This is a genomic window from Rhodococcus sp. 2G (genome assembly GCF_001886355.1).
GTDB classification, from domain to species: Bacteria; Actinomycetota; Actinomycetes; order Mycobacteriales; family Mycobacteriaceae; genus Rhodococcus; species Rhodococcus pyridinivorans.
This window is the reverse complement of record NZ_CP018063.1, coordinates 4,592,198-4,611,027: the sequence shown is the minus strand read 5'-3', so window position 1 is coordinate 4,611,027 and position 18,830 is coordinate 4,592,198. Positions and strand designations below refer to the sequence as shown.

At 67.6% G+C, this 18,830-nt stretch carries 20 protein-coding genes and 1 pseudogene; 8 read left to right on the top strand and 13 right to left on the bottom strand.

Going from position 1 to position 18,830, the window contains the following annotated elements; genetic code table 11:
- Positions 1–128 precede the first annotated feature (128 nt).
- Complete coding sequence (locus tag BO226_RS21905) at positions 129–1,694, top strand: bifunctional 3'-5' exonuclease/DNA polymerase (protein ID WP_198040583.1); 1,566 nt, start codon at positions 129–131, stop codon at positions 1,692–1,694.
- Here BO226_RS21905 and BO226_RS21900 read toward each other — a convergent pair.
- Genes BO226_RS21900 through BO226_RS21885 form a run of 4 tightly spaced genes read right to left on the bottom strand, consistent with a single transcriptional unit; the run spans position 1,667 to position 4,176 of the window.
- Complete coding sequence (locus BO226_RS21900; RefSeq protein WP_071936060.1) at positions 1,667–2,563, bottom strand: DNA-3-methyladenine glycosylase family protein; 897 nt, start codon at positions 2,561–2,563, stop codon at positions 1,667–1,669. The genes BO226_RS21905 and BO226_RS21900 overlap by 28 nt on opposite strands.
- Entirely contained in the window at positions 2,560–3,147 is a 588-nt protein-coding gene (locus BO226_RS21895) for a methylated-DNA--[protein]-cysteine S-methyltransferase (RefSeq protein WP_071936527.1), read from the bottom strand. Before BO226_RS21895 ends, BO226_RS21900 begins: the two co-directional genes overlap by 4 nt.
- On the bottom strand, positions 3,144–3,659 hold the full coding sequence (locus BO226_RS21890; protein WP_071936059.1) for an RNA polymerase sigma factor: 516 nt from the start codon (positions 3,657–3,659) through the stop codon (positions 3,144–3,146). The genes BO226_RS21895 and BO226_RS21890 overlap by 4 nt, the downstream gene beginning before the upstream one ends.
- On the bottom strand, positions 3,646–4,176 hold the full coding sequence (locus tag BO226_RS21885; protein WP_071936058.1) for a methylated-DNA--[protein]-cysteine S-methyltransferase: 531 nt from the start codon (positions 4,174–4,176) through the stop codon (positions 3,646–3,648). The genes BO226_RS21890 and BO226_RS21885 overlap by 14 nt, the downstream gene beginning before the upstream one ends.
- A gap of 108 nt (positions 4,177–4,284) precedes the next feature.
- Between BO226_RS21885 and BO226_RS21880 the strand changes: the two genes are divergently transcribed.
- Entirely contained in the window at positions 4,285–5,007 is a 723-nt protein-coding gene (locus tag BO226_RS21880; protein WP_071936057.1) for a ribulose 1,5-bisphosphate carboxylase large subunit, read from the top strand.
- Between the two features lie 66 nt (positions 5,008–5,073).
- Here BO226_RS21880 and BO226_RS21875 read toward each other — a convergent pair whose 3' ends face one another.
- Positions 5,074–5,694: a TetR/AcrR family transcriptional regulator gene (locus BO226_RS21875; RefSeq protein ID WP_006554893.1), complete on the bottom strand. Its 621-nt coding sequence runs from the start codon at positions 5,692–5,694 to the stop codon at positions 5,074–5,076.
- A gap of 95 nt (positions 5,695–5,789) precedes the next feature.
- Here BO226_RS21875 and BO226_RS21870 point away from each other — a divergent pair, with 95 nt between their 5' ends.
- A complete protein-coding gene (locus BO226_RS21870) occupies positions 5,790–7,169 on the top strand; it encodes a cytochrome P450 (protein ID WP_071936056.1) in 1,380 nt (459 codons plus the stop codon).
- Positions 7,170–7,173: 4 nt separating this feature from the next.
- Here the strand turns inward: BO226_RS21870 and BO226_RS21865 are convergent, their stop codons facing one another.
- The 5 genes from BO226_RS21865 to BO226_RS21845 all read right to left on the bottom strand — a co-directional run bounded on the left by BO226_RS21865 (position 7,174) and on the right by BO226_RS21845 (position 12,037).
- Positions 7,174–7,908, bottom strand: coding sequence for an SDR family NAD(P)-dependent oxidoreductase (locus BO226_RS21865; RefSeq protein ID WP_071936055.1), 735 nt, complete (start codon positions 7,906–7,908; stop codon positions 7,174–7,176).
- Positions 7,905–8,933: a phosphotransferase family protein gene (locus BO226_RS21860; protein WP_071936054.1), complete on the bottom strand. Its 1,029-nt coding sequence runs from the start codon at positions 8,931–8,933 to the stop codon at positions 7,905–7,907. Before BO226_RS21860 ends, BO226_RS21865 begins: the two co-directional genes overlap by 4 nt.
- Positions 8,930–10,141: an acyl-CoA dehydrogenase family protein gene (locus tag BO226_RS21855; RefSeq protein ID WP_071936053.1), complete on the bottom strand. Its 1,212-nt coding sequence runs from the start codon at positions 10,139–10,141 to the stop codon at positions 8,930–8,932. Before BO226_RS21855 ends, BO226_RS21860 begins: the two co-directional genes overlap by 4 nt.
- Positions 10,142–10,235: 94 nt before the next feature.
- Positions 10,236–10,862, bottom strand: a complete 627-nt coding sequence (locus BO226_RS21850) for a TetR/AcrR family transcriptional regulator (protein ID WP_064256474.1) — start codon at positions 10,860–10,862, stop codon at positions 10,236–10,238.
- A gap of 47 nt (positions 10,863–10,909) precedes the next feature.
- Positions 10,910–12,037 carry an NDMA-dependent alcohol dehydrogenase gene (locus tag BO226_RS21845; RefSeq protein WP_071936052.1) on the bottom strand — a complete coding sequence of 376 codons (1,128 nt, stop codon included), beginning with the start codon at positions 12,035–12,037 and terminating at the stop codon, positions 10,910–10,912.
- Positions 12,038–12,187: 150 nt separating this feature from the next.
- Between BO226_RS21845 and BO226_RS21840 the strand changes: the two are divergent.
- Positions 12,188–12,628: pseudogene (locus BO226_RS21840) on the top strand (SRPBCC family protein).
- Between the two features lie 8 nt (positions 12,629–12,636).
- Here BO226_RS21840 and hppD read toward each other — a convergent pair.
- Complete coding sequence (gene hppD / locus BO226_RS21835; protein ID WP_006554688.1) at positions 12,637–13,842, bottom strand: 4-hydroxyphenylpyruvate dioxygenase; 1,206 nt, start codon at positions 13,840–13,842, stop codon at positions 12,637–12,639.
- A gap of 186 nt (positions 13,843–14,028) precedes the next feature.
- On the opposite strand from hppD, the gene BO226_RS21830 reads away from it, so the two are divergent.
- The 3 genes from BO226_RS21830 (at position 14,029) to BO226_RS21820 (ending at position 17,419) form a co-directional block, all read left to right on the top strand.
- The gene (locus tag BO226_RS21830) at positions 14,029–14,538 is read left to right on the top strand and encodes an Lrp/AsnC family transcriptional regulator (protein ID WP_006554689.1); all 510 of its coding nucleotides are present in this window, start codon (positions 14,029–14,031) and stop codon (positions 14,536–14,538) included.
- 141 nt (positions 14,539–14,679) lie between these two features.
- The gene (locus BO226_RS21825; protein WP_071936051.1) at positions 14,680–15,933 is read left to right on the top strand and encodes a Glu/Leu/Phe/Val dehydrogenase dimerization domain-containing protein; all 1,254 of its coding nucleotides are present in this window, start codon (positions 14,680–14,682) and stop codon (positions 15,931–15,933) included.
- On the top strand, positions 15,926–17,419 hold the full coding sequence (locus BO226_RS21820; RefSeq protein WP_198040582.1) for an amino acid permease: 1,494 nt from the start codon (positions 15,926–15,928) through the stop codon (positions 17,417–17,419). The genes BO226_RS21825 and BO226_RS21820 overlap by 8 nt, the downstream gene beginning before the upstream one ends.
- On the opposite strand, the gene BO226_RS21815 is transcribed toward BO226_RS21820, so the two are convergent.
- Entirely contained in the window at positions 17,401–17,817 is a 417-nt protein-coding gene (locus BO226_RS21815; RefSeq protein ID WP_006554692.1) for a VOC family protein, read from the bottom strand. The two genes, BO226_RS21820 and BO226_RS21815, sit on opposite strands and share 19 nt — an antisense overlap.
- A 131-nt stretch (positions 17,818–17,948) precedes the next feature.
- Here BO226_RS21815 and BO226_RS21810 point away from each other — a divergent pair, with 131 nt between their 5' ends.
- Entirely contained in the window at positions 17,949–18,563 is a 615-nt protein-coding gene (locus BO226_RS21810; RefSeq protein WP_071936050.1) for a dihydrofolate reductase family protein, read from the top strand.
- A gap of 21 nt (positions 18,564–18,584) precedes the next feature.
- On the opposite strand, the gene BO226_RS28780 is transcribed toward BO226_RS21810, so the two are convergent.
- Positions 18,585–18,824, bottom strand: a complete 240-nt coding sequence (locus BO226_RS28780; protein WP_156895309.1) for a hypothetical protein — start codon at positions 18,822–18,824, stop codon at positions 18,585–18,587.
- Between the last annotated feature and the right edge of the window lie 6 nt (positions 18,825–18,830).

Genomic DNA, 18,830 nt, shown 5'->3' with positions numbered 1-18,830 from the left:
GGAGTCCCTCCACTACCACGGTAGTGGCGGTTCTCGCGGGGATCGCTCTCGATACGGGTGAATTCGAGGGTGAATCGGGGGGTCACCGCGCGTCGGGGTCTGTCGCCGTGATGGAGCACACTGTATGGGTGCGCACGGTCGTCGTTCCTCATCCTGCGGACGGCCGGGGCCGTCGCGGTGCAAGCATCGTCGAGGTCGACGCATTCGGTGCGCCGCTCGGTTCGGTGCGGGAGTACCCCGGATTCGCGGATGCAGTCGCTGCGATCGAAGCCGAATCGCGACCGCGCTGGGTGTGGACCTCGACGGCATCGGTCTATCCCGAGCTGCTCCGCGCCGATGTTCGGGTGCAGCGATGCCACGATCTCGCCACCACCGGCGCCATCCTTGCCGTACGCGAGGGCCTGCCCCCTCCCACTGCGGAGGAGCCGGTCGACGAGCGGCCCGGCCTCTTCGATGCGGCTCCCGCGATCGACGTCGAGGCGGTGGTCGAGCAGTTCGCCGAGCAACGTCGCCGCATCTCCGGCGACGCCCGCCTCGAGTTGCTCACCGCCGCCGAATCGGCCGGCGCTCTCGCAGCGGCCGAGATGGGTTTCGACGGGTTGCCGTTCTCGGCGCAAGCGCATCGTCGCCTCCTCGAGGACACCCTCGGGCCGCGCCCGACCGGCTACGACCTGCCGAGCCGTATCGCCGAAGTGGTCGAGGAGGTCAGCGCGGTCTTCGGCCGCCCCGTGAATCCCGCCTCCCACAGCGAGGTGCTCGAGGCGTTCCGTCGCGAGGGCATCACCGTCGAGTCGACCCGCAAGCATGTGCTGCAGCGGATCGACCATCCCGCGGTGCCTCTGTTGCTGCGGCACCGCGAGCTGTCGAAGTTGTACAGCACGAACGGCTGGCACTGGCTCGACACCTGGGTCCGCGACGACCGGTTCCGTCCGGTCTATGTTCCCGGCGCGGTCGTATCGGGCCGGTGGGCGAGTCGCGGCGGTGGCGCTCTGCAGATCCCCAAGGCGCTGCGGTCGAGCGTGATCGCCGACCCGGGGCGGTCGTTCGTCGTCGCCGACGCGGGCCAGCTCGAACCGCGCATCCTGGCGGCGATGTCGGGCGATCGGCGCATGGTCGCGGCTGCCGGTTCGGACGATCTGTACGCCCCGGTCGCCGCGGCGTCCTTCGGCGGCGACCGCGCGAAGGCGAAGGTCGCGGTGCTCGGTGTTCTGTACGGCGCCACGTCGGGCGACGCGCGTGCCCTGCTGACGGTGCTGCGTCGCAGCTTCCCGACCGCCGTCGACTTCGTCGAACGTGCCGCCCGTGCGGGTGAACGTGGCGAGGTGGTGCATTCGTGGCTGGGCCGTGCGTGCCCACCCGCTCCGGAAGGCTTCCACTCCCACGGTGATGCGCATGCGCGGGGCCGGTTCACGCGGAACTTCGTCGTGCAGGCCACCGCGGCCGAGTGGGCGCTGTGCGTGCTTGCGGAACTGCGACGGCGGCTGACCACCGATCCCGACCCGACGGCCGGCGATCTCGTGTTCTTCCAGCACGACGAGGTGGTGGTGCACACCGGCAATCCGGAACTCGCGTCGTCGCACATCACGGCGTCGGTCGAGGTGGCGACGCGCCTGATGTTCGGCGACACGCAGGTTCGTTTCCCGATGGACACCGCCGTGCGCAGCGTCTACGCCGAGGATGCGGGCGGCGAGTAGGTGGCGTGTGTCCACAGATGCATGACGGCGTAGGCCCGCCACGGCCGCCATTGTTCGGCGCGCTCGGCGGCTTCGCGCGCACTCTCCACCTGCAGGGCTCGTCGGAGAACGAGGTCGCCGGACGGATACGCGTCGCGGTCGCCGAGTCGTAGAGCGAGATAGTCGACGGTCCACGGTCCGATCCCGGGAAGCGCGAGAAGGTCTGCCGCGAACGACAGATGCTCCGGCGCCACCCCGTCGGCTGCGGCCCGGGCCAGTTCGGCGACGGTGCGGGCGCGCGACTGCGTCGTGCCGATGACGGCACGCAGCTCGCTCTGCTCGACCGTCGCGAGTCGGTGCGGCGTAGGGAAGCATCGCAACCCACCGGGTGCACCGTCGCCGAAGGCTGCGACGAGTCGTCCTGCGAATGTGCATGCCGCAGCGACACTCACCTGCTGCCCGAGCACTGTCGACACGGCGGTGGCGAACCAGTCGGTGGTGCCGAGCACGCGCAGACCGGGGTGGGTCTGCACGAGAGGCCCGAGCACGGGATCGGGCTCGAATGCCGCATCCACGACGGACGGGTCGACGCCGAGATCGAGCCACTTCCGGACCCTCTCTTCGATCTCCTCGACATCCGCGCGACCTGCGGTCTCGACATGAACCTCGAGATGTCGCACATCCCCGTGTCTCCCGTCGTCGGGTGTCGCAGGGTCGGCGAAGCGGACGGCGACGTGCGCGGCGCCGCCGTTCGTGCGGATCGCGCGGTGATGGGTGCCGGTAGCGCTGTTGTGGTGTTCGTAGCCGGGGACGTTGTGGCTTCGCAGCGACGCGAGCATCGGCCCCACCGCAACGGGTTCGGCCACCGGGATCCGGAGGGTGGTGATCATGCCACCGACTCGAGTTGCAGCAGCGCCCTCTTCGCCTCGACTCCCCCGACGTACTGCCCCATGCTGCCGTCGCTGCGCACCACCCGATGGCACGGCACCACCACGGGCAGCGGGTTCTTCGCGCACGCCGTACCGACCGCCCGCACCGCGCGCGGGCTCCCGGCCGCGGCGGCGATCTCGGCATAGCTCGCCGTGCGCCCGTATTCGATCTCGGGCAGACGCGTGATCACTTCACGACGGAATCCGTCGGCGAGACGCAGATCGAGCGGAACGTCGAAATGTGTCCTCGTACCGGCGAAGTACTCGTCGAGTTGCCGGACCACCGGGTCGAGTCGCCGCGGCGCGTCGAGCACGCGCGGGCTGATCCGGCGGGAGAGTTCGTCGAGCACGGCGTCGGATCCGTCGGCGACGTAGGCGACCCGCACGAGTCCGACGGGGGTGGTGGCCAGCAGGAGCGGACCGACGGGGGTGTCGACGACGCGGAACGCGACATCGAGCAACCCGGCCGCCTCGGCGTCGAGTACGAGCTTCTCCCGCAACCACGCGAGATCGGCCGATCCGACCGAGGGTTGTGGAAAGTTCATGAGCGACACCCTGTTCCGTGTTCGATCCGACGACGCAACGCAACCCGACCGTCGGCCGCCGCGCGACGTGCCGCGGCCGGGCTGTTGCCGAGGATCGCGCCGATCTCCGCATAGGGCAGGCCTCCGACGTAGTGGTAGACCAGCGCCGCACGCTGCGTGAAGGGAAGTTCGGCGACCGCGCTCCACAGTTCGTCGTCGCCCTCACCGGGGTTTCCCGTGGCCGACGCGGGTTCGGGGAGGTTCTCGGTGGGCACCGGCGTCCGCCCGCGCACCCGGTGGATGTCGACGGCCTTGCGGTGCGCGATGGTCACGAGCCACGCTTCGATCTTGCTGCCCGGTGGCAGGTCGGGATAGGCGCGCAACGCCGCGAGGAAGGTCTCGGACCAGGCGTCGTCGGCGTCGACCGGTCCGAGCAGTGCGCGGCAGACCCGGAGGACCGTCGCGCCGTGGCGGGTGACCACCTCCTCGAAAGGAGGCAGGCTCGCCCGCGGTAGGTGATCAGGCAGGGACATGGGTATCGCCGGCGACATCGGGCTCGGCGGAACTCGGCACCCGTGCCTCCTGGTCGAGCAGGAAGCGTTTGCGCTCGAGACCACCGGCGTAACCGGTGAGCTTGCCGCTGCTACCGATGACGCGATGGCACGGCACGATGATGCAGAGCGGGTTGCGGGCATTGGCCGCAGCGACCGCCCGTACCGCAGTGGGCCGGCCGAGGGCGAGTGCAATCTCCGAGTAGGTGCGCGTGGTGCCGTACTCGATCGTCATCAGCGCCTCCCACACCTCGCGTTGGAACGGGGTGCCGACGGGAGCGATGGGGACGGTGAACCGGGTACGGCGACCCGCGAAGTACTCATCGAACTGGGTGATCGCCTCGTCGAACCCCCCGGTGACCTGCTCGCCGAAACCGGCGCGGTCGGGCGCGGGGTGATGCTCGGCCATGTACACGCCGCTCAGGACGCCGTCGGTGTTCACCAACGTCAACTCGCCGATCGGTGTGTCGATCACGGTGTGGGTGCGCAATGCGGTCACGGCCTCGATCCTTCCATCCGGTGTGTGCTCTGTATCGGGTAGACGAACGGGACGCCGAAAATGTGAGGTCCGTGATCACGACGATCGGACGTACTGCACTATGACGACATGATCTCGCTGCCTGTGCCCGCGCTCGGAGTCTCGGTCGCCGGTTCCATCGTCGACGTCACCCGGACCGTGCTCGGACGCACCCGCGAGACCGCCGAGTTCGCGCTGTCGCTCCCGACGCGGGTGGAAGGCCTGCTCAACGAGGCCGAATCTCTCATCGACTCGGTCGAATCGCTGATCCGCCGCATCGACAGCGTGGTCACCGACGCCACCGACATCGTCGAGGGAGCGTCGGTGGCCGTCGCGCAGGCCACGCAGGTGATCGCCTCGACCATCGGTGTGGTGGAGGAAGCCGCCGATGCGGTCACGCGCGCCACGGAGATCATCGACTCGACGGGCGGGGTCGTGCGCGATGCGACGGTGGTCGCGGCCGACGCGCGGATCGTCGTCGAGTCCGCCGGCCGCAGCTCCGACGCCGCCGGGGAACTGCTCGAGACCTACAAACCCCTCGCCGAACGTGCCGCTCCCCTCGCCACCCAGTTCGTCGAGGAGTTCTCACCAAAAGAACTGCGCGCCGCGATCAAGCTCATCGACCGGCTCCCCGAGATCACCGAGCGGGTCGACGCGGTCCTGCCCATCATGGCGACACTCGACACCGTCTCCCCCGAGATCCACGAACTGCTCCTCGTCGCCAAGGACGTCCGCCAGGCCATCGTGGGCGTGCCCGGGTTCAACTTCCTGCGCCGACGCGGCGAGGAGAAGGAAACCAACGGTGATGATTGACCGCACCGCGGTCGGTGATGATTGACCGCACCGCGGTCGGTGATGATTGACCGCCCCCGGACGGCTCTACTGATGGGCCGTGGAGAGGAACTGGTGGGTCGCCACGTCGACGATCTCGTCGGGCGAGATGGCGATCTCGTCGTTCAACCACGCGGTGACCAGTTCGGCCAGACCCCCGACGAACAGCAGTCCGTTGATCTCGCCCCGTTCGGGCGGCCACGCCCGGTCGCCGTACATGCGGGTCGCTTCGTCGGCGACCATCTGGGCGAAACTCCGTAGCGACGCTCGTCTGTGGGTGCGCAGGGGTTCGAAGCCGGCGGACTCGATGAGTGAGACCCGGCCCTTGCGCGGGTCGTCGGTGAGGATCGCGACGAACGACGCGATGGCGTTCCGCACGAGGTCTTCGAGTGTGCCCGTGCCGGTGCGGAGCGCGGCGAGTACGGCCTCGCGCACCTCGTCGGCGATCTTGTCGAGGACCTGCTGCAGCAGATCGTCCCTGCTGGTGAAATTCTCGTAGAAATACCGCTCCGTCAGCTTGGCGTGGGCGCACATGGCGGTCATGGTGGCGCCGCTCTTCCCCGAGGCCGCGAACAGTTCCAGTCCTGCTTCGAGCAGGGCTTCGCGCCGCAGCGCGACACGCTGTTCGCCGCTCAGACCGGCATAGCGGCGGGGCGCGGGGGAAGTCATGGGACCGATCTTGACAGACCGGACCGATGTGACGCAGACTACACCCCAATCTGACAGGGTCTCCTGTCAGATATCCGCAGAACTGGAGGTTCGTCGTGACCCGGATCCTGGCGGCTCCCCCCGCCCACTCCCATCTGCGCCCGGTCCCGGGACGATCGGGAATACCCGGTATCGGGCACGTCCTCGAATACATCCGCGATCCACTCGCGATGATGCAGAAGCACTGGGACCGATACGGCGAGGTCTCCTGTTTCTCTGCGGCCGGTCGACGCTGGATCTCGGTTCTCGGACCCGACGCCTGCCAGGAGGTGCTGCAGAACAAGGACCGGGCCTTCGCCAACGGCGACGGCTGGTCGGCACTGATCGGGCCGTTCTTCCACGGTGGCCTCATGCTCCTCGACTCGGAGGAACATCTCCGACACCGCCGCATCATGCAGCAGGCGTTCACCCGATCACGCCTCGAGAAGACCGTCGATGCCATGAATCCGTCGATCGCCCAGAAGCTCGACAGGTGGGTTCCCAGCGACGGATTCCGCGCCTACACGGCACTGAAGACACTCACGCTCGATCTTGCCACCGACATCTTCATGGGCGGCGGCGAGGACTCCACGCCGGCCGAGATCGAAGTGGTGAAGAAGGCATTCATCGACTGTGTGCAGGCTGCGACCTCGATCGTGCGGTATCCCGTCCCCGGCACCAGATGGAAACGCGGACTCGACGGACGCCGAGTGCTCGAGGACTTCTTCCGGCACTATCTACCGGCACGACGCTCGCGCGAGACGGACGACCTCTTCTCCGTGTTGTGCCACATCGAATCCGAAGCGGGACAACGGTTCAGCGACGACGAGATCGTCGATCACATGATCTTCCTGCTGATGGCCGCGCACGACACGTCGACCATCACGATCTCCACGATGATGCAGTATCTCGGGCAACACCCGCAGTGGCAGGACCGGTGCCGGGCCGAGTCGCTCGCGCTGGGCACCGCCGCACCGAGTCACGCCGATCTCGACGCGCTCGGCAGCCTCGATCTGGTGATGAAGGAATGCCTCCGGCTGGTCTCCCCGGTCCCGGTCCTGGCGCGACGGGCCGTGCGCGACACCGAGGTCCGGGGATATTTCGTGCCGGCCGGTACGTATGCCTCCGTGGCACCGCACTTCACGCACCACATGGCGGAATACTGGCCGGAGCCCGAACGTTTCGATCCCGAACGCTTCGCGGAGCATCGACGCGAGGACAAGGTGCACCGCTATGCGTGGGAGCCGTTCGGTGGGGGCGTGCACAAATGCCTCGGCATGCACTTCGCCGGGGTCGAGGTCAAAGCGATCGTCCACCAACTGCTGCTGCGCTTCGAGTGGCACGTCGACCCCGGCTACGTCGCCCCGCTCGACTTCACGTCGTTGCCGTTCCCGTCGGACGGACAGCCGGTCGACCTGCGACTGCGGTCGACCGACCCCGATCGTCAGGCCGTATAGACAATCAGGCCGTGTAGAGACCTGCGCCCGCGCGGCTGAGCACGAGCTTGGGCACCACCGCCCGCGACGACAGCTCGAGCAGCGCGTCGACGATCTCGACGACGTCGTTCACCTCGATCATGGACTCGGCCGGGATCTTGTCCTTGATCCAGTCGGACATGTCGGTGTCGACGTAGGCGGGGGCGAGCGCCGATGCCGAGACGCCGTTGCCGGACTCCTCGGCGTTGAGCGTCTCCACCAGCGAGATCAACGCGGCCTTCGTTGCACCGTAGGCGGCGAGACCGGCCTCGGCGTAGACACCTGTGATCGACGAGAGCGCAACGATCTTCGATCCGCGGGCTGGATCGTTCTCGGCCTCGGTGCGCAGCAACGGCAGCGACGCCTGGATGAGCGCGAACGGGGCGTTGAGGTTCACGGCGACCGTCTTGTCGAACCGCCGGGCCGGGAACTCGGCGATCGGACCTGCCGTGCCGACACCGGCATTGAGGATCAGAGCCTTCATGGAACCGAACGCTTCGCGGTGCGTCTCCACGACACGTGCGGTGGCTTCCGGATCAGCGAGATCGGCTGCGACGGCGCGTACCTCCTTGGCACCCGCCTCCAGCAGACGCTCGGCGACGCTCTCGAGGCGTTCCGCCCCGCGGGCGCTGATCGTCAGTGAATAGCCGCGTTCGGCGAGACGAGTTGCGATACCGAGGCCGATTCCCCTCGATGCTCCGGTCACGAGCGCGCTGGTCACGCGTGGGCTCCCTTCAGTGCTGCGAGTCCTGCTGCCACCAGGTCCGGCACGGCTTCACCGGCACAGTCGAAACCGTCGCCGACGGTCGCCCCGGCACGCCACCGATGGTTGATGCCCTCGGCGATCACGGCGAGCTTGAGGTAGGCCAGACCCATGTAGAAGTTCCAGTCGGCGATGTCGCGACCCGACGCCGTGGCGTAGCGCTGCACCAGATCGTCCGCTGCCGGCAGGCGGTCGCTCGACCATGCCGCCGGGAATCCCAGGATGTCGTCAAGGGCCGGATGCCGGTACGCGCACATCATGGCGAGATCGGTGAGCGGGTCGCCGAGGGTGGACAGTTCCCAGTCCACCACGGCGACGACGCATGTCGGATCGGTCGGGTCCAGGATGGTGTTGTCGATGCGGTAGTCGCCGTGCACGATCGACGGAGCGGGTGATTCCGGAATCGACTCGGCGAGCGCGGCGTGCAGCCGTTCGAGGTCCGGAAGTTCGCGGGTCTTCACGCGCCCCCACTGGCTCGCCCACAGCTTCACCTGCCGGGTCACGTAGCCGTCCGGCCGGCCCAGTCCCCCGAGACCGACGGCCTCGAAGTCGACGTTGTGCAACTCGGCGATGATGCGCACGAGTTCACCGACGCAGCGGTCGATCTCGTCGTCACCGAGCGCATCGAGGTCGGCCTTGCTGCGCACCACACGTCCGTCGACGAACTCGACGACGGTGAACGGCGCACCCATCACCGAGTCATCCTCGCACTGGACGACGGTGGGCGCGACCGGCACACCGGTGCCCTTCAGCGCCGACGTGATGCGGAACTCTCGGGCGACGTCGTGCGCCGACGGGGTCAGACCCGTGGTCGGAGGGCGACGCAGGACCCAGTGGGACTTCTCGTCGCGCAGCCCGTAGGTGAGGTTGGACTTGCCGCCCGAGATGAGCTCCGCCCGGAGTTCACCCTGAACGGTCACACCGCAATCGGCGAGGAAGCGCTCGAGGACGGCGAGGTCGAGTCCCTCGCGCACTGCGGTCATTTCGCGGCCTCGCGGGCTGCCTTGCGGACGGCGCCGACGGCACGCTTGGCGATGGCCCAGCGGTGAACCTCGGACGGGCCGTCGTACACGCGGAACGGCCGGACCTCGCGGGTGAGGCGTGCGATCGGAAGGTCCTCGGAGACACCGAGACCGCCGCACATCTGAGCGGAGCGGTCGACGATGCGGAAGATCGCCTCGGCGGCGAAGGTCTTGGCGATCGACGTGGCGTTCGACGCGTGCGAACCCTGGTCGAGTTCCCAGCACGCCTGCACGAGCAGCGCGCGGGTCGCGGCGATGTCGATCTCGTTGTCGGCGATCATCTTCTGGATCATGCCGAGATCGCCGAGGCGGGAGCCGAATCCTTCACGCTCCGCGACGTAGCGGACGGCGGTGTCGTGACCGCGGCGGGCGGCGCCGAGCCAGCGCATCACGTGCGTCATGCGGGCAGGGCCGAGGCGCACCTGCGCGTAGGCGAAGCCCTGATCGACCTCGCCGAGCACGGCGGAGTCGGGGACGAACAGGTCCTCGAAGTCGACCTCGCAGTGACCACCGATCATGGAGCGGTCGAGGGTGTTGATGTGGCGGCCGACCTTCAGGCCCGCGGTGTCGGCGGGCGCGAGGAACATCGTGGCGCCGCCGCGCTGGCCGGGTTCACCCGAGGTGCGGGCCATGATGATGAAGAATCCGGCACCGTCGGCACCGGTGATGAAGTGCTTGCGGCCGTTGATCTTCCAGCCACCGGAGACCTTCTCGGCGCGCGTGTTCAGAGCGTTGGGATCGGCGCCGGCACCGGGGGCGGGCTCGGTCATCGCGAAGGCCGAGCGCACGTCGCCGGCGGCGAGGGGCGCGAGGAACTGCTGCTTCTGCTCGTCGCTGGCGATGTGCGCGAGCATGTGCACGTTGCCTTCGTCGGGGGCGGCGATGTTGAGCGCGGTGGGGCCGAAGAGCGAGTAGCCCGCGGCCTCGAAGACCGGGGCGCGGTCGGACATGTCCAGGCCGTGGCCGCCGTATTCGACGGGCGCGTGCGGAGCGAAGACACCGGCAGCCTTGGCGGCCTTCTGCAGATCCGCCCGGATCGCGTCGCCACCGGCTGCGGTGATGTCGCCACCGTGGGTGTCCTCGACGGGAAGCACCTCGTCGCGGATGAACTGCTCGGTCCGCGCGATGAGGTCCCGGACGTGGTCCGAGTAGGACAGGTCGACCGCCATGCTGAGCTCCTTCCATACCGACCGATCGATCGCTCGGTCGAGTTCACGGTGGCATATTCCCCGCCATCGGGTCAAGCCCGGACGGGGTGCTCGGCTACCTCGCTCCGACCGCGTTCCGCGCGACCTGCAGGTAGCGGTGCACGATCTCGTCGGGCGACAGCGAGCCGTCCGGCCGGTACCAGCTCGCCACCGCGACGCACATCGTCGTCACGGCGCGACTGGCGTCCTTCGGATAGGGCGTGGAGAAGGTGCCGTCGGCGACACCGGCCTCGACGATCTCGTCGATCATGCACTGCTGCTCGTCGCGCAGGGCGACGAATGCACGGCGGGCCTCGGGTTCCATGCTGCGCATCTCGGTCGACGCCACGAACGCCTGATCGCGGCGGAACATATGGAAGCGCAGCAGCGACTCGACGACGGCGTCGAACTTCTCGGAGGGGGTTGGTCCGGCTTCATCGATCGCCTGCCGGCTGCGGGCGAGCAGGTCGTGCAGCACGGTGGTCGTGAGCGAGACGAGCAGCGCCTGCTTCGAGGGGTAGTGGTGGTACAGACCCGGCACCGACAGACCGGACCGCGACGCGACCTCGCGGATGGACGTGCCGTCGTAACCGCGTTCGGCGAACGCCTCGAGTGCAGCGGCGAGCGGCTTCGGCAGGTCGGTCGGGCCGTAGTCCCGCCAAGAGCCGACGTCGCCGGAAACCGAATCCTCACGCGTGTCCATGCTCAACACCGTAAGGGACGGCTCCGGCGACGTCGGCGCTCACAGGATCAGTAGTCGTCCTCGCCGTAGAGGACGAGACCGCGGAGGTTCTTGCCGGCGTGCATGTCGGCGTAGCCCTCGTTGATGTCCTCGAGCTTGTAGGTCTTGGTGATGAGGTTGTCGAGGTCGAGCTGCCCGTTCCGGTACAGCTTGAGCAACTTGGGGATCTGCGAGCGCGGGCCGGTGCCACCGAAGATGGCCCCCTGCAGACGCTTCTGCAGCAGCGTCAGCTCGAACAGGCTCATCGTCACCTGCGAGTCGGTGGCGTGACCCATGCCGACGACCACGACCTGGCCACCCTTGGCGGTGAGACCCAGTGCGGGGCCGATGATGTCGCCGGTGATCTCGCCGACGGTGATGACGGTGACGTTGGCCATCTGACCCCACGTGATCTCACCGATCACCGGTGCGGCCTCCTCGATCGACGCGAAGACATGCGTCGCGCCGAACTCCTTGGCCTTCTGCCGCTTGAACTCGACCGGGTCGATCGCGACGACGAACCGCGCCCCGGCGTGCGCCGCTCCCTGGACGGAGTTGATGCCGACACCGCCGACACCGATGACGACCACGGTGTCGCCGAGCTTGGTGCCGCCGATCTCGGTGGCCGAACCCCAGCCGGTCGCGACACCGCACCCGAGCAGGGCCGCCTTCTCGAGCGGGATGTCCTTCTCGATCTTGATGACCGACGCCTCGTTGACCGTGACGTACGGCGCGAACGTGCCGAGCAGGCACATCTGCAGCACCGGGTCGCCGTTCAGCGTCGCGCGGTAGGTCTTGTCGGAGATCGCCTGACCGGTGAGCAGGCCGGCACCCTCGTCGCAGATGTTCTGCATGCCCTTGGCGCAGGCCCGACAGCGGCCGCAGGCGGGGATGAACGCGAGGACGACGTGGTCGCCCTCCTCGAGACCCCGCACTCCCGGGCCCACCTTGGTGACCACGCCCGCGCCCTCGTGACCACCGAGGACCGGGAAGGACGGAAGCGGTGTCGCCCCCGAGCGCAGATGCTCGTCGGAATGACACAGACCCGAGGCCGCGAGGCGGATCTGCACCTCACCTGCGACGGGATCGCCGAGATCGATCTCCTCGATCTCCCACGGCTGGTTGATTCCCTTGACGACTGCTGCCTTCGTCTTCACCCGAGCCTCCTGAACCGAAAGTGTGTGTGACGTTCGTCACGGCATTCAAACACTTATCGGACGTTAGAGCAACGGGTTCGGACCTCTTCCACAGCGGGCAGTTACCCGCTACATTCGGTAACAGACAACTTCTCGTGAAGGGCTCCAGCCATGATTCACGTCCGCCACAGCGCCGTCGCAGACATCCCTATCGACCTCGCGTTCACCTACGTCGACGACTACCGGAACGTCCCCGACTGGATGTTCGGGGTGGCCCGCTTCCAACCCGTGAGCGAGCAGGTCTCCGGCCTCGGTGCCATCTACGACTCGACCATGCGGATCGGCCCCAAGGATCTCGACTCGCGCGTGGAAGTCGTCTAATGGGAACGCAATCGCGTGATCGTCCTCGACTCGATCGCCGGATTCCGCGCCGCGTCGTCATGGACCTTCACGGACCTCGGCGACGCGACGCGGCTCGACGTCGACTTCGGCTACCGACTGCCCGGCGGGATCGCCGGCCGCACACTCGGCATGCTCATCGAACCGATTGTGGGAACGGCGATCCGGCAGACCGAGCACGCGTTGCGCACGCGGCTCGGTCAGCTCGTCTAGGACCGGACTCAGAAATTGCCGCGCGCGGCCTGCTCCCGCTCGATCGCCTCGAACAGCGCCTTGAAGTTGCCCTTGCCGAAGCCGAGCGAGCCGTGGCGCTCGATCAGCTCGAAGAACACGGTCGGGCGGTCGCCGACGGGCTTGGTGAAGATCTGCAGCAGGTAGCCGTCCTCGTCGCGGTCGACCAGGATGCCCCGCTTCTTCAGTTCCTCGATCGGCACCCGGACCTCACCGATACGGGCGCGCAGCTCCGGATCGTCGTAGTACGCATCGGGAGTCGCGAGGAACTCGACGCCCTCCTCGCGCAACTGGTCGACCGCCGTAAGGATGTCGTTGGTGGCCAGCGCGAGGTGCTGTGCACCCGGTCCGCGGTAGAAGTCGAGGTACTCGTCGATCTGCGAACGCTTCTTCGCGATGGCGGGCTCGTTGAGCGGGAACTTCACGCGGTGGTTGCCGTTGCACACCACTTTGCTCATGAGCGCCGAGTAGTCGGTGGCGATGTCGTCGCCGATGAACTCCGCCATGTTCGTGAAACCCATGACGCGGTTGTAGAAGTCGACCCACTCGTCCATGCGCCCGAGTTCGACGTTGCCGACGACGTGGTCGAGCGCCTGGAAGATGCGCTTGGGCGCACCCTCACGCTTGCGGTAGGTCGAGGTGCGCTCGATGTAGCCGGGCAGGTACGGGCCGTTGTAGCGCGACCGGTCGACGAGCGTGTGCCGCGTGTCGCCGTAGGTCGCGATGGCGCCGATGCGGACGGTGCCGTTCTCGTCGCTGATCTCGTAGGGTTCCTCGAGGACGGTCGCCCCCTGCTTGCGGGCGTGCTCGATGCACTTGTCGACGTCCGGAACCTGGAGCGCGATGTCGACGACGCCGTCACCGTGGAGGCGGTGGTGCTCGATCAGCGGGCTGTCCGGATCCACCGCACCCTTGATCACGAATCGCACGGCGCCGCTGCGCAGTACGTAGGCGTGATGGTCGCGGTTGCCGGTGGTGGGTCCGGAATAGGCGATGAGTTCCATGCCGTAGGCGGACTGGTAGTAGTGCGCCGTCTGCGTGGCGTTTCCGACCACCCACACCACGGCGTCCCAGCCGCTGACGGGGAAGGGATCCCGTTCGCTGTCGTACTCCACGAGACCGACCAGGCGCCGGAGCTCCTCGGCGTCGAGCTGAGCGAGTCGTTCGCTGTCGGTCAGGGTGTATTCCAGAGTCATCGCTGCAACCTCCTGCCGCTCACTGCGGCACAGTCGTTGTGTCGTGTGTCACCAGGAGAAACCCACCCGTCGGTGCGACGCAACGTCGCCTTCGGCAACTGGTCCGACTGACTGGAATCTGCCGGAATCCGCGCGTTCACCTATACAATCGGGCTAGTTTTCGGCGCTCGATGGGAAGGAACCGCGATGCGCGAGCCCGTGCAGCTGGACGAATTGGATTTCGCTCTCCTCGAGGCCCTGCACGCCGACCCGAAGATCGGCGCGCTCGAACTGTCCCGTCGCCTGAAGGTCGCGCGTGCCACCGTCTCGGCCCGACTGCGACGCCTCGAGGACACCGGGGTCATCGCCGGCTACGAACCCCGGATCAACCTCGCCGCAGCAGGTTTCGAAGTGCAGGCGTTCGTGACGATGGAGATCGTGCAGGGCGCGCTCGAAGACGTCACCGAGGTCCTCGAAGGCATCCCCGGCGTCCTCGAGGCGTTCGCCACCACCGGCGCGGGCGACGTCCTGTGCCGCATCGGAGCCGAATCACACCTCGGTCTCCAACAGACCCTCATCGAGCTGAACCGCTCCTCGATCGTCGCGCGGTCCACGAGTGTGATGGTGCTGTCGGAAGTGGTGCACTACCGGGCGATGCCGCTGCTCCGCACCCTCGAGCCGGAACGATCCGCGAAGGCACCGGCCTACCGCCGCTGAACCGATCACGTCCACAATCCGTCTCCGACTAGCCGGATTGCACAGAAAAAAGCGCTTCGGGCATCCGGACCCTCCGCACGCTGCACAGTTCGATGAAGCACAGTTGCGCAGCATTTGTTACTGCCGTCACAGTCTTTCGCCATGAAGAACCTGCTGACGCGATTCGAAGAAAAAGCCCCCGAGATCGTCTTCGAGTGGCACGACACCGAGACCACCGCCCGGGGCTGGGTCGTCATCAACTCGCTGCGGGGCGGCGCGGCCGGCGGCGGCACCCGCATGCGCCGCGGCCTCGACCGGCGCGAGGTCGAGTCGCTGGCGAAGACCATGGAGATCAAGTTCACCGTCTCCGGACCTGCGATCGGCGGTGCCAAGTCCGGCATCGATTTCGATCCGTCCGACCCCCGCAAGGAAGGCGTGCTGCGCCGCTGGTTCGCGGCCGTCACTCCCCTGCTGCGTGCCTACTACGGCACCGGCGGCGACCTCAACGTCGACGAGATGAACGAGGTCGTTCCCCTCACCGAGTCCAACGGCTTGTGGCACCCGCAGGAAGGTGTCGTCAACGGACACTTCGGCAAGGACGAGCGCCAGCGCATCCAGCGGGTGGGCCAGCTGCGACTCGGCGTCGCGAAGGTCGTCGAGGACGCGCGGTTCACCCCTGCTACCAGCACGAAATACACTGTCGCCGATCTGATCACCGGCTACGGCGTCGCCGAGTCGGTCCGTCACCACCAGCTCGTCTATCGGGGCACCGACCTCACCGGCAAGCGCGTCGTGGTGCAGGGCTGGGGCAACGTCGGCGCCGCTGCTGCCTACTATCTCGCTCAGGCCGGCGCCTCGATCGTGGGCATCATCGACCGCGACGGCGGCATCCTCGCACCCGAGGGTCTCTCCTTCGACGAGGTCCGCACCCTGCTGCTCGAGCGCGACGGCAACGCCCTGCGCAGCGACCGCATGATCCCCTTCGACGAGGTGAACGCCCGCATCTGGGATCTCGGAGCCGAGATCTTCCTCCCCTGCGCCGCGAGCCGCCTCGTCACCCGCGAGCAGGTCGACCGCATGGTCGCCGCGGGACTCGAGTCGATCGCTTCCGGCGCCAACGTTCCGTTCGCCGACGACGAGATCTTCTACGGCCCCACCTACGAGCACGCCGACAAGTCCGTCGCCGTGATCCCCGACTTCATCGCCAACTGCGGTATGGCCCGGGCCTTCGCCCAGCTCATGGAGGGCGACGTGGAGGTCTCTGACGCCGCCATCTTCGGCGATGTGTCCACCACCATCGAGACGGCACTGCGCCGCTGCCACGACCGGTCGACCGAGCTCACCGGGCTCGCCGCGACCGCCTTCGAGATCGCACTGGACCAGCTGGTCCCGGCCGGGGAGCGCATCGATGACTGACACCCTGGCCACGGCGACGACCGGCGCCCAGAGCACCGCCGGGACGACGACCGGCACCCAGAGCACCGCCGGGACGACGACCGGCACCCAAAGCACCGCCGGCCTGCATCGCGCCATGCGGCCCCGCCAGCTCGTCATGATGAGCCTCGGTGGCGCCATCGGGGCCGGCCTGTTCGTCGGGTCGGGGGCGGGTATCGCCGTCGCCGGCCCGGCGATCCTGATCTCGTTCCTGGTGGCGGCCGTTCTCGTCGTGTTCGTGATGCGCATGATGGGCGAGATGGCCGCGGCCAACCCCTCCAGCGGTGCGTTCTCCGAGCACACCGAGAACGCGCTGGGCCCTGTCGCGGGACGGACCATCGGGTGGTTGTACTGGGTGCAGGTCATCATCGTGATCGCCGCGGAGGCCACCGGCGCCGCCGCGATCACCGCGGTGGCGCTGCCCGGCATCCCCCAGTGGGCGTCCGCGCTGTTCTACATGGTCGTGCTGACGGGCGTGAACCTGGTCGGCGTCCGCCGCTTCGGTGAGGTCGAATTCTGGTTCGCCGCAATCAAGATCGTCGCGATCGTCGGCTTCCTGGTGATCGGCATCGCGATGATCGCCGGGTGGATGCCCACCTTCGAGACGACCGGCTTCTCCAACCTCACGGCGCACGGCGGGTTCGCCCCCACCGGTATCGCGGGTATCGCCGCCGGCCTGCTCATCGTGGTCTTCGCGTTCGGTGGCACCGAGATCATCGCGATCGCCGCCGCGGAGACCGCCGATCCCCGTCGCAACGTGGGCCGCGCGGTGCGCACCCTGGTGTGGCGCATCCTCGTGTTCTACATCGGGTCGGTGCTCGTGATGGTGACGATCCTGCCGTGGACCTCCGAGGATCTCGCGACCGGTCCGTTCGTCGCCGTGCTGCAGGCCGGGGCCGTCCCGGGCGCCGCCGCGGTGATGACCGTGATCGTCGTGGTCGCGCTGCTCTCGTCGCTCAACGCGATGCTGTTCAGCGCTTCCCGGATGATCTTCTCGCTGTCGCACCGCGGATCGGCGCACCCCGTCTTCGGGCGGCTGTCGTCCAACGGCGTTCCCCGCAATGCGGTGCTCGCCTCGGTAGCGTTCGGCTTCGTCACGGTCGGACTGAACTATCTCTACCCCGATCGGGTGCTGCCGCTGCTGCTCAACGCCGTCGGCTCTACGATCCTGGTGCTGTGGACGTTCGTCGCGGTCTCGCACCTCGTGCTCCGTCGTCGCGCACGCCGCAACGGCACCGAGGATGCACTGCCGCTGAAGATGTGGGGCTTCCCGTACCTGTCGTACGCGACGCTCGGTCTGCTGGCCGGCATCGCGGTGCTCGCCCTGTTCGACACCGCTGCCCGCACGCAGCTGCTCGCGACCGGCGCGTTGACCGCAGCGATCGCCGGTACCTGCACGGTGCTGGCACGGCGACGCGCTGCGGCCGGGACGGCTCGGGTCGAGACGGTTCAGGAGCGCCAACCGTAGGGACGCGTGATTATCTCCATGAAGTGACCGGCGGGGTCGAGGAAGTAGGTTCCTCGACCCCCGTCGTTTCTGTTGATGCCGTGCGCCGACTGCCGGGGATCGGCCCAGTGTTCGATCTTCTGCTCGAGGATCCGGGCGTAGATCTCGTCGAACTCCTCCTCCGACACCAGGAATGCGTAGTGCTGCGGCGGATACTCCACATCCGGTGGCGGTTCGGCGAAATCGAGGGTGACGCCGTTGGCGAGTTCGACAGCGAGGAAGTGCCCGGCGGGCACCGGATCGGGCAGCCCGAACAGGGTGGTGAGGAAGTAGGCCGAATGCTGCTTGTCGTCGGCCGCGACGATGGTGTGGTTGAACGCAATACTCAAGGAGAACTCCTTGTGGTCCCGCGCCTCCATGCCTGACGCAGTCCGTCATCGACACGCGACGCTGCGTCCAGAGATACCTTCCGTGCCGGAGGGATGCAAGCGATGAGTTCTCCGCGCTTCCCGGGTCTGTACTCGGCGACAACCTTCGAAAGGGGACGACGATGAAGCTCACGGTGACGACCTTCGTATCGGCCGACGGTGTGGCCCAGGGACCGGGTGGCCCCGACGAGGACCGCAGTGACGGCTTCGACCGCGGCGGTTGGGTGGTGCCGCTGTTCGACGAGGACACCGGCAAGTTCATCGACGAGGTGTTCTCGAAGGTCGACGCATTCCTGCTGGGCCGGAACACCTACGACGTCTTCGCTGCGTCGTGGCCGAACTCGACCGATCCCGACGATCCGGTCGCCCGTGCACTCAACACCCTCCCGAAGTACGTCGCCTCCACGACGCTCACCGCCCCCGAGTGGCAGAACACGACGGTCCTCGAGGGCGACGTGCCCACCGCGGTCGCGGAACTGAAGAAGCAGCCGGGACGGGAACTGCAGGTGCACGGCAGCATCCGTCTCGTCCACACGCTCTTCGAACACGATCTCGTCGACGAGTACCGCCTCATCACGTTCCCGGTCGTCCTCGGTCAGGGGCGGCGACTGTTCCCCGTCGGGGGTCGCGACACGAAGTTCGATCTCGTCGAATCGCGCACCACCTCGTCCGGTGTCCTCATCACCGTGTACCGGCCGGCCGGGCGACCCGAGTACGGACTCGCCGAAGTCGAGTGACCCCGACAACGAGGGGCGCGGTCAGGAGTCCTTGCCGCGCCCCTCGCGTTGCGCAGCCTCGTACCCCGTGGTCAGCCAGTAGACCGTGCGATCGATCGTCGGCATGATTTCGGCGATCCCGATCTGCCCCTCGATGCACCGGCCGACGAGGCTCGACCTTTCCGACGACGACATCGCAACCTGCGACGAGAACCCTCCGGAAAGACTATGGCCCAAGGCATATTCCGCCGCCACCGCCTGTCCTCGGCAGGCCATCGGCATCGTCGA

Excerpts from the sequence above, each read along its gene's own strand:
- BO226_RS21830 (WP_006554689.1), top strand. The coding sequence starts at position 14,029 with ATGCGCGAGCCCGTGCAGCTGGACGAATTGGATTTCGCTCTCCTCGAG.
- BO226_RS21815 (WP_006554692.1), bottom strand. The coding sequence starts at position 17,817 with ATGGAGGCGCGGGACCACAAGGAGTTCTCCTTGAGTATTGCGTTCAAC.
- BO226_RS21860 (WP_071936054.1), bottom strand. The coding sequence starts at position 8,933 with ATGACCGCAGTGCGCGAGGGACTCGACCTCGCCGTCCTCGAGCGCTTC.
- hppD (WP_006554688.1), bottom strand. The coding sequence starts at position 13,842 with ATGACTCTGGAATACACCCTGACCGACAGCGAACGACTCGCTCAGCTC.
- BO226_RS21900 (WP_071936060.1), bottom strand. The coding sequence starts at position 2,563 with ATGATCACCACCCTCCGGATCCCGGTGGCCGAACCCGTTGCGGTGGGG.
- BO226_RS21890 (WP_071936059.1), bottom strand. The coding sequence starts at position 3,659 with ATGTCCCTGCCTGATCACCTACCGCGGGCGAGCCTGCCTCCTTTCGAG.
- BO226_RS21855 (WP_071936053.1), bottom strand. The coding sequence starts at position 10,141 with ATGGCGGTCGACCTGTCCTACTCGGACCACGTCCGGGACCTCATCGCG.
- BO226_RS21820 (WP_198040582.1), top strand. The coding sequence starts at position 15,926 with ATGACTGACACCCTGGCCACGGCGACGACCGGCGCCCAGAGCACCGCC.
- BO226_RS21850 (WP_064256474.1), bottom strand. The coding sequence starts at position 10,862 with ATGGACACGCGTGAGGATTCGGTTTCCGGCGACGTCGGCTCTTGGCGG.
- BO226_RS21875 (WP_006554893.1), bottom strand. The coding sequence starts at position 5,694 with ATGACTTCCCCCGCGCCCCGCCGCTATGCCGGTCTGAGCGGCGAACAG.
- BO226_RS21825 (WP_071936051.1), top strand. The coding sequence starts at position 14,680 with ATGAAGAACCTGCTGACGCGATTCGAAGAAAAAGCCCCCGAGATCGTC.
- BO226_RS28780 (WP_156895309.1), bottom strand. The coding sequence starts at position 18,824 with ATGCCGATGGCCTGCCGAGGACAGGCGGTGGCGGCGGAATATGCCTTG.
- BO226_RS21880 (WP_071936057.1), top strand. The coding sequence starts at position 4,285 with ATGATCTCGCTGCCTGTGCCCGCGCTCGGAGTCTCGGTCGCCGGTTCC.
- BO226_RS21895 (WP_071936527.1), bottom strand. The coding sequence starts at position 3,147 with ATGAACTTTCCACAACCCTCGGTCGGATCGGCCGATCTCGCGTGGTTG.
- BO226_RS21810 (WP_071936050.1), top strand. The coding sequence starts at position 17,949 with ATGAAGCTCACGGTGACGACCTTCGTATCGGCCGACGGTGTGGCCCAG.